Source organism: Rugamonas rubra (assembly GCF_900114705.1).
In the GTDB taxonomy this organism is placed as follows: domain Bacteria; phylum Pseudomonadota; class Gammaproteobacteria; order Burkholderiales; family Burkholderiaceae_D; genus Rugamonas; species Rugamonas rubra.
The window spans coordinates 164,076-171,891 of record NZ_FOTW01000018.1 but is presented as its reverse complement, the minus strand read 5'-3'; the positions used below and the strand labels follow the sequence as shown (position 1 = coordinate 171,891).

The following is a 7,816-nucleotide window of genomic DNA, read 5'->3' as shown; positions in this document are numbered from 1 at the left end:
GATGTAGACGGCAAAGGCCAGCCAGACGTGGACGAACGACAGCGGCACCGCCAGCAGGTACAGCGTCGACGATATCGGCCCCTTGTAGTCCTTGCCCACCGCCAGCACCAGCGGCGAATTGTTGGCGTTGCGCGAGACCAGCGCCCGCTCCAGGATCAGGTAGGCCAGCGAGGACATGAACAGCATCGCGCCATACAGCGCGACCGGCACCGGCGCGAAGTGGTTTTCGCCCATCCAGCCGGTGGCGAAGGGGATCAGCGACAGCCAGAACAGCAGATGCAGATTGGCCCACAGCACGCGGCCGTCGATCACCGAGGCGGCGTGCAACATGTGGTGGTGGTTGTTCCAATAGATGCCGACATAGACGAAGCTGAGCACGTAGCTGAGCAGCACGGGAATCAGCGGCATCAACGCCGCCATGTCGGCGCCGTGCGGCACCTTCAATTCCAGCACCATGATGGTGATGATGATGGCGATGACGCCATCGCTGAATGCTTCCAACCTGCCTTTACCCACAGAATCTCCCATAAACAATAAACACCCGCAGCCCTTCCAGGCCTTGCGATGACAACGCATTGTGGTCCAAATCGCACTAGGCGACAACCATTGGCCCTGAGGGCAAGGAAAATCGTGAAGCCATGAGCAGTTGATTTTTCTTAAAGTTGCGGCGAACGAAAATCGCTATGATTTCTTGGCGGAAATGTGTCGCCGCCCCCGGCGAATATCAATTTTTTGAGGAGCAAATTCATGGCATCTATTCGTTCGTCCTGGTCGGAAAATCCGGTCAAATCCTTGCCCGCGCTGCTCGCTGGCGGCGTGCTGGTACTCTCGGCGTTTGCCAGTCCCTTGGCCGGCGCTCTCGATTTGGGTGGTCTCACCAATTCGGCCAGTCTGGCGGTCAAGGCGGCCACCCTGAGTGACGCGGAGGTGGTGGATTTGGCGGACAAGTCCTGCGCCGCGCTCGATCGCACGAATAAAATTGCCGCGCCGGGCAGCAAGTATGCGAAACGCTTGGCTGCGGCATTGAAGCCGCTGAACATGAGCAAGTTCAATGGCAAAAAGCTGGACGCCAAGGTGTATCTGGTCACCGACGTCAACGCGTTCGCGATGGACAACGGCTGTATTCGTGTCTTCGCCGGCCTGATGGACATCATGAACGACGACGAGGTGCGCGCCGTCGTGGGACATGAAATCGGGCATGTGTTGCTGGGCCATTCCAAAAAGTCCATGCAAACGGCGTACACCTTACAGGCGGCGCGCGGCGCGGCCGGTGCCGTCAGCGGCACCGTTGCGACGCTGAGCCAGTCGGATCTCGGCGACCTGGGTCAAAAATTCATCCTGGCGCAGTTTTCCCAGTCGCAGGAAACAGACGCGGACGACCAGTCGTATGGGATTCTCTACAAAGAAAAGCTGTCGCGGACGGGGCTGGTGACGCTGTTCCAGAAATTGGCGAAACTGGAAGGCTCCGGACACAGCATGTTCAGCTCGCACCCATCGTCGCCGGACCGCGCGCAGCACATCCAGTCCCGGATTGATAAGGACGGCTAAATAGAAAACACTAATGGCGCGGGACTGTGCATCCATGGCGAGTCCCTTCGCTCAGCATGAATTCCTCGGCTACAGCGCTGCCGGATTCGGGCGTTAGGTAAGCGAGCAGGACGCTAGTATCGACGTAGCGCATTAATACCGGTCGCTTTCCCTCAGTTGGCGGATGAACTCGCCAGCCGGTTGGGCTTGCTCCGGCAAGCCCGCCCGAAACTCCGCCAAACTGGGCAGTTGCTGGCGGGGTGGCGAACTGGGGACAAGGCGCACAACGGCTCGGCCACGCTTGGTAATGGTGACATCCTCGCCCGCCTCGACCATGTCGATCAAGCGACTCAATTGGGCCTTCGCCTGGGCCAGCGTAAAGGTGTGCATGATTTCCTCATGACTATCCAGATGGTCATTTAATCATAGCACGCGAAATTCCGACGCAAGGGCAAAGTGTGCCGCCGCCCCCGCCAATTCATCGGTCTTCCTGGTTGACGAAGATGAGCACCACACCGAGGATGACCACGAAGCGGAACGCGCTGTCCTGGCCGTTCCAAATGTGCGATTGCCACATCAGGAACCACTCGCCGCCGATGGTGATGAAGCCGGTGAACCACAGCACCACGCCGGCGGCCAAGCCGAGCACGGCGCCGCCTTTCGCGCGGTTGAACTGGGCGGCGTCGCCGCGCGCCTGGAACAGCAGCAAACCGCCGCGCAGGCACAGCACGGCAACCACCGCTTCGCTCAGGATGATCAGCGCATAGGCCGCATGATGGAAGGCCGGCGTGGTGATCGCCCGCCACATGCCTTGGTTGCCGGGGAAGGTGGTGTCCATGCTCAGCACATGGGAGACGAACTGGTAGTTGGAGTTGTAGTCGGTCAGGTTGTTGAACACGACCAGCAGTGCGAACAGGGCCACCATCCACACCAGCAGGATCTTCGTTATGCGTGTCGTCATGCCGCGCCCGTGCAGGAGTTAAAAACGCATATTCGCGCCAAAACAACATTTACACAAGTGCAATTATTTTGGTGGGTTCGAACGGCCGGACTTGCCGCGTCAACCGACTAGCTTGCCATCAACCGCGCCTTGCTGAGCGGCTTGACCGCGAGTAGTCTTTTCGGATCTTGGCCTACCTCCCATAAGCTCAAGGCTTCCTGCGTTCTGAGCCAGCTTTCGGGCGTGGTTCTCAGCAAGGTGGCAATTCGCACCGCCATCTCGGGCGAGAGCGCTCGCTTTTCGTGCAGCAAGTCTGACACGCTCAACCTGCTTACACCGATCAGCTGGGCGAATTCGGTTTGCGTCATTTTCAACGCCGGCAAGACATCCTCTCGCAATATGGCCCCGGGATGGGTCGGGCGCCGATTTTTGTCGCGTAACGATTTCATCAGTGACAGGTCTCCAAAATCACTTTGGCATCAACCTCATTGCCAAAATTTTCACGCACACACCCATTGGTACTCCACACTCCGCCAAGCTGACGGGAAGCGGAACAGCATACGTTGCGCACTGCATGCCGCGGTACGTTCGCGTATCAGCGCTGTGCGCCACAATGGCCGCGCGACGAGTTCTACTGCGGTGAAGTTATCTTCGCGGCACGCTCCAATTGTGACGATAGCACCGTCGCCGGACGTATCGCACCGGTCATTTCTTGTTGCGCGAAGACTCAGTGGTTGAATTTCCAACCCGGGCAGCGCTGCACGTAAAGCAATCATGCTGGCGGGCAGCGGGTCACGTCCATCAAACGAGATGTAGCGAGGCCCGGACTGCTGGCCTAGCCGGCCGAGCGAGGCGACGACAGCCGCGCTGAGCGCCTGCTCAGCATCGCCCTCCTCTGCTTGAAAAGCGGGTGCCGCCCAATGCATGACGAGCAAGCTGCCACCAACGATGGCGAGCAGCACAATCAACAACTGTACAGTCCTGCGTATGAGAAAGTAGAACATGAATGTCCTCGAAACGATGGCTTGGCCCGTAGCGGTGCCAGCAAACCGGCGCTGCTTTGCCTATGCCCTAACAATAGTGAACCCCTCGTCATCCGATGGTGGCACGAAATGCGCCGTGATCGCGTCGAACTCGGCGTCGCTGGTGCTGAACTGGTGCGCGCTGGCCTCGTTGCGCTGGCGCAGGCGGCGTTTGCATTCCTCGTCGGACACGTCCAGATAATACAGGCGATGCGCGGCGTTGGCGTTGGCGAAGATGGTTTTCATCCACTGCCGGCTGGCGCGCGTGTTGGCGGGAAAATCCAGCACGACGGGGTTGCCGGCGCGCAGCAGATTTTCGATATGCCTACCCATCACTTCACGTAGCCTGCTTGTGCAGCGCACATAATCGGCGAGACTGGCGATCTCGCCGGGGTCGGGAGCTTCGGTCGCATTAACCTTGCATAGCATTTGCATGTGACGCTTCGTCAAACAGCCTTAATGCGAGAAGACCGTGGCCGACGGCCGCGCCAGCACGAAGAGCGGAGGCGATAAAAACCGCTTCGGCGATTTCTTCTCTAGTGGCGCCTGCCCTGGCTGCATTCTTTGTATGCGCATCGATACAGTATGAGCACTGTGTGGTAAGGGCAACCGCAATGGAGATGAGCTCACGGTACTTCTCGGGGATGACTCCATCGTTGCGCTCGGCGGCCGATTTCAAGCCAAGAAACGCTTGCGCTTCTTTCGGTGCAAGTCGAACGAGCTCTTTCGCAAGGGATAAATCTTCGGGGCGCTGATATTCAGACATCACTCCTCCCACCAATGTTGCGTTAAAAGGGTGCCTGCATCGCGTTCGCAAGCACAGCCGCTGCATACAGTCCCGTGGTACTGCGTTTGAACAGTTTTCATGTGGACTTTTCGGGTAGCAAGTATTCCTTGACCATGGCACGCGCGCGATGCAAGCGACTTTTTGTCGCTTCACGGGTAATCTCCAGGCAAGCGGCAATTTCGCTAATGGTCATTTCCTGCAAATCGCGCAGCAGAATGATTTCGCGATGCGTCGGCGACAAGGACTCCAGTGCCCTGACCACATCGATGCGCAGTTCATCTAGCGGCATCCTGCTGAAGTGGGACGAGTCTTCCACTCGCCTGAGATCTTCCACTCCCCGCATAAACATTAGGGCTGGCAACATACATAGGCGCGCGACAATTTTGAACAGCCATCCGCCCAGTGCTGACGCGTTCCGCACAGTGCCTACCCGTCGATACAGAATGATAAGCGCCTCTTGGACAACATCGTCTATAGCGGATGACCGCTGACACTGGTAGAGGGCATAGCGCCGGATATCCGGGCGCAGCTGCACCAGCATGTGCTCCAGCGCCACGGGATCACCCGCTTGGGCTGCCGCAAAAGTGTTCTCTTGGACTCGCATCACATACCCATTCAGTCGTTGTCGATGGGCTTGCGTCCGGCGATGGCGCATGCAGGGCAGTATCGGACTGCTCCGGTGACCATGCCCACAACGCCGACGCCAGCGATGGCTAACCCCAGCGCCGTGGCGTGGAGGGGAACCAGCCCGCACCATATCATCAGGCCACCGCCTATTACTCGGGCAATTCTTTCTTTGCTACCTACATTTTTTCGATTGAGCATAAAGTTTCTCTTTGGGGGTTGAAGAATTGGCTGCCACGAACGGATTATTCCGTGCTGGCAAAGACAAAGAGGCCAAGAATGCTCAAAAGGATTCACGGAATCGAAAATATTTTTCGACTCGTGTGAAGTGTAGCGATTAGTCGAACGGCGACGACCCATGGTCGACGCGATGCTCTGTGGTCAAAATTTTGAATTTGCATCCGATTGAGTACGTTGCGCAAAGGAAGGTTTGCGCAACAAGGTGCACGCTACCCCTAGTAGTGCGGCGGCCGTTCGTGCGCGGCGCCACCGGCGCCACCACTTTGCGACTGGTCGCGCATGTGTTGGGCCAGCGCGGCGCACATCCCCTCCAGCTTGTCGATCTGCTTTTGCTGCTCGTAGACGCGCAGGTTGAGCGCTTCCACCAGGTCCTCCTGGTGCGCCAATTTGATTTCGATATCGATGAAGCGGTCTTCGGTACTCACGTCTTACTCCTGCTTGAAATGGTGTTGCGGATGGGCGGAAAAATCCGCACTTAAGTTTTTGGCGTGGCCAGCAATTCCTTCATGCGCGCCAGCCGCTCCTTCGGCGAGATCACCTCGGACTCCATCGGCGCGGCCGTGCCGACGTCGAGCTCCATCTCCTTGATGAAGCGCGAGGGGTCGCAGTGGACCTGCTCGCCGCCGCGCTTGCGCTTCTTGCACCAGGTGAGGTGCAGGGTGCGCTGGGCCCGCGTGATGCCGACGTACATCAGGCGGCGCTCCTCCTGCACGCGCGCGCCGATGGTCTCGGCCGGCGCGTCCGGGTCGCCCTTGTGCGGCAGGATGCCCTCCTCCACGCCGACCAGGAACACGTGCGGATACTCCAGCCCCTTCGAGGCGTGCAGGGTGGACATGCGCACCGCGTCCGGCTCCTCGTCCTGGCCTTCGAGCATGGACATCAGGGCGACCATCTGGGTCAGTTCGAGCACGTTCTTTTCGTCGCCGTCGCGCTCCTTGCCGCCGCGGCCGCGATCCTTCAGCCAATTGGTGAACTCCAGCACGTTCTGCCATTTGCTCTGCGCGGCGCGCTCGTCGAACATGTCGTACAGATAGGACTCGTAGTTGATCGCCTCGAGCAGGTCGTCGAGCACCTGGGCGGCGTTGTCGCCGCTGCCGCTCGGGCCGGGCCGGCTGGCGCGCGTCTCCAGGTTGTTGATGAAGTTGCAGAACTCGCGCAGCGGCAGCAGTTGCCGGTCGTTCAGCTTGCCTTCGATGCCGCCCTTGAAGACGGCCTCGAACAGCGAGCACTGCCATTGACCGGAGAAGGTGCCCAGCGCCTCCAGCGTCGACTGGCCGACGCCGCGCCGTGGCGTGGTGACGGCGCGGATGAAGGCCGGGTCGTCGTCGGTGTTGGCGAGCAGGCGCAGGTAGCTGATGATGTCCTTGATCTCGGCCTTGTCGAAGAAGCTCTGGCCGCCGGAGATCGAATAGGGGATGCGCTCCTTGCGCAGGCATTGCTCGATGACGCGGGCCTGGTGGTTGCCCCGGTACAAAATGGCGTAGTCGGACCACTTGTTCTTGCGGTCGAAGTGGTCGGCCGAGATCATGATGGCGATCTGTTCGGCCTCCTGGTCGTCGTTGGCCATGCCGAGCACCTTGATCGGCTCGCCCAGGCCGTGCTCGGACCACAGCTTCTTGTCGAACAGCTTGGGGTTGTTGCCGATCACCGCGTTGGCGGCCTGCAAAATGCGCGTGGTCGAGCGGTAGTTCTGCTCCAGCTTGATGACCTGCAGGTCGGGGAAGTCGGTTTGCAGGGTCTTCAGGTTTTCCACCGAGGCGCCGCGCCAGGCGTAGATGGCCTGGTCGTCGTCGCCCACGGCGGTGAACATCGGCTTCTTGCCGACGCCCGTCACCAGCAGCTTGACCAGCTCGTACTGGCAGGTGTTGGTGTCCTGGTACTCGTCCATCAGCAGGTAGCGCAGGCGGCGCTGCCACTTGTCGCGGATCGGCTCGTTGTTGCGGAACAGCTCGACCGGCAGGCGGATCAGGTCGTCGAAGTCGACCGCCTGGTAGGCCGACAAGGTGGCCACGTAGCTGGCGTAGATGCGGGCCGACTGGGCCTCGTCCTCGTCCTTGGCGTTGAACAGGGCGGTGGCGGGCTCGACCAGGCCGTTCTTCCACAGCGAAATGTCGGTCTGGATGCGGCGGATCAGTTGCTTGTCGGTGCTGATGGCCATGTCCTGGATCAGCGAGCCGCAGTCGTCGGCGTCCATGATGGAGAAGCGGTCCTTCAGGCCGACGCCGTTGGCCTCCTGGCGCAGGATCTTCACGCCCAGCGAGTGGAAGGTGGAGACGGTCAGCTGCTTGGCCTGGCGCGGCTGCTTGAGCAGCTTGGCGATGCGCTCCTGCATCTCCAGCGCGGCCTTGTTGGTGAAGGTCAGCGCGGCGATGGTGCGCGGGTCGTAGCCCCGGTCCTCGATCAGGTGGGCGATCTTTTGCGTGATCACCCGCGTCTTGCCCGAGCCGGCGCCGGCCAGCACCAAACAGGGGCCGTCGAGGTACATGACGGCTTCGCTTTGCGGGACGTTGAGACCGAATTGTGGTGCTTTGGACATCGGGGGACGATCTGAGGGGGGAGTAGCCTTGCATTGTAGCAGCAGGGGGCGGCGGCCCGCCCCCGGGTTTACCGCGCTTGAGTGTTACCCCGCAACCCGGACGCCGGGGTCGGACCCCGTACGGGGGTCCGACCCCTTTC

At 60.2% G+C, this 7,816-nt stretch carries 12 protein-coding genes; 1 reads left to right on the top strand and 11 read right to left on the bottom strand.

Annotated elements, in window-relative coordinates; genetic code table 11:
* A partial coding sequence (locus BM252_RS19370; RefSeq protein ID WP_093389327.1) for a TMEM175 family protein occupies positions 1–516 on the bottom strand: 516 nt, incomplete at its 3' end.
* A gap of 231 nt (positions 517–747) precedes the next feature.
* Between BM252_RS19370 and BM252_RS19365 the strand changes: the two genes are divergently transcribed.
* The gene (locus tag BM252_RS19365; RefSeq protein WP_093389326.1) at positions 748–1,548 is read left to right on the top strand and encodes a M48 family metalloprotease; all 801 of its coding nucleotides are present in this window, start codon (positions 748–750) and stop codon (positions 1,546–1,548) included.
* A 132-nt stretch (positions 1,549–1,680) separates the two neighbouring features.
* Here the strand turns inward: BM252_RS19365 and BM252_RS19360 are convergent, their stop codons facing one another.
* The 10 genes from BM252_RS19360 to BM252_RS19320 form a co-directional block, all read right to left on the bottom strand.
* A complete protein-coding gene (locus BM252_RS19360) occupies positions 1,681–1,917 on the bottom strand; it encodes a type II toxin-antitoxin system Phd/YefM family antitoxin (protein WP_093389313.1) in 237 nt (78 codons plus the stop codon).
* Positions 1,918–2,005: 88 nt separating this feature from the next.
* Positions 2,006–2,488, bottom strand: a complete 483-nt coding sequence (locus BM252_RS19355) for a DUF2165 family protein (RefSeq protein WP_093389312.1) — start codon at positions 2,486–2,488, stop codon at positions 2,006–2,008.
* 107 nt (positions 2,489–2,595) lie between these two features.
* Positions 2,596–2,916 (bottom strand): HigA family addiction module antitoxin, encoded by a 321-nt coding sequence (locus tag BM252_RS19350; protein ID WP_093389311.1) that lies wholly within the window; start codon positions 2,914–2,916, stop codon positions 2,596–2,598.
* Between the two features lie 51 nt (positions 2,917–2,967).
* Positions 2,968–3,471: a hypothetical protein gene (locus tag BM252_RS30310; RefSeq protein WP_139236619.1), complete on the bottom strand. Its 504-nt coding sequence runs from the start codon at positions 3,469–3,471 to the stop codon at positions 2,968–2,970.
* Between the two features lie 60 nt (positions 3,472–3,531).
* Positions 3,532–3,924, bottom strand: a complete 393-nt coding sequence (locus BM252_RS19345; protein ID WP_093389310.1) for a P-loop nucleotide/nucleoside kinase family protein — start codon at positions 3,922–3,924, stop codon at positions 3,532–3,534.
* Complete coding sequence (locus BM252_RS19340) at positions 3,902–4,255, bottom strand: carboxymuconolactone decarboxylase family protein (protein ID WP_093389309.1); 354 nt, start codon at positions 4,253–4,255, stop codon at positions 3,902–3,904. Before BM252_RS19340 ends, BM252_RS19345 begins: the two co-directional genes overlap by 23 nt.
* A 97-nt stretch (positions 4,256–4,352) precedes the next feature.
* A complete protein-coding gene (locus BM252_RS19335; RefSeq protein WP_093389308.1) occupies positions 4,353–4,880 on the bottom strand; it encodes an RNA polymerase sigma factor in 528 nt (175 codons plus the stop codon).
* An 11-nt stretch (positions 4,881–4,891) separates the two neighbouring features.
* On the bottom strand, positions 4,892–5,101 hold the full coding sequence (locus BM252_RS19330; protein WP_093389307.1) for a YgaP-like transmembrane domain: 210 nt from the start codon (positions 5,099–5,101) through the stop codon (positions 4,892–4,894).
* 254 nt (positions 5,102–5,355) lie between these two features.
* Entirely contained in the window at positions 5,356–5,565 is a 210-nt protein-coding gene (locus BM252_RS19325) for a SlyX family protein (RefSeq protein ID WP_093389306.1), read from the bottom strand.
* A gap of 50 nt (positions 5,566–5,615) precedes the next feature.
* Positions 5,616–7,676, bottom strand: coding sequence for a UvrD-helicase domain-containing protein (locus BM252_RS19320; protein ID WP_093389305.1), 2,061 nt, complete (start codon positions 7,674–7,676; stop codon positions 5,616–5,618).
* Positions 7,677–7,816 lie beyond the last annotated feature (140 nt).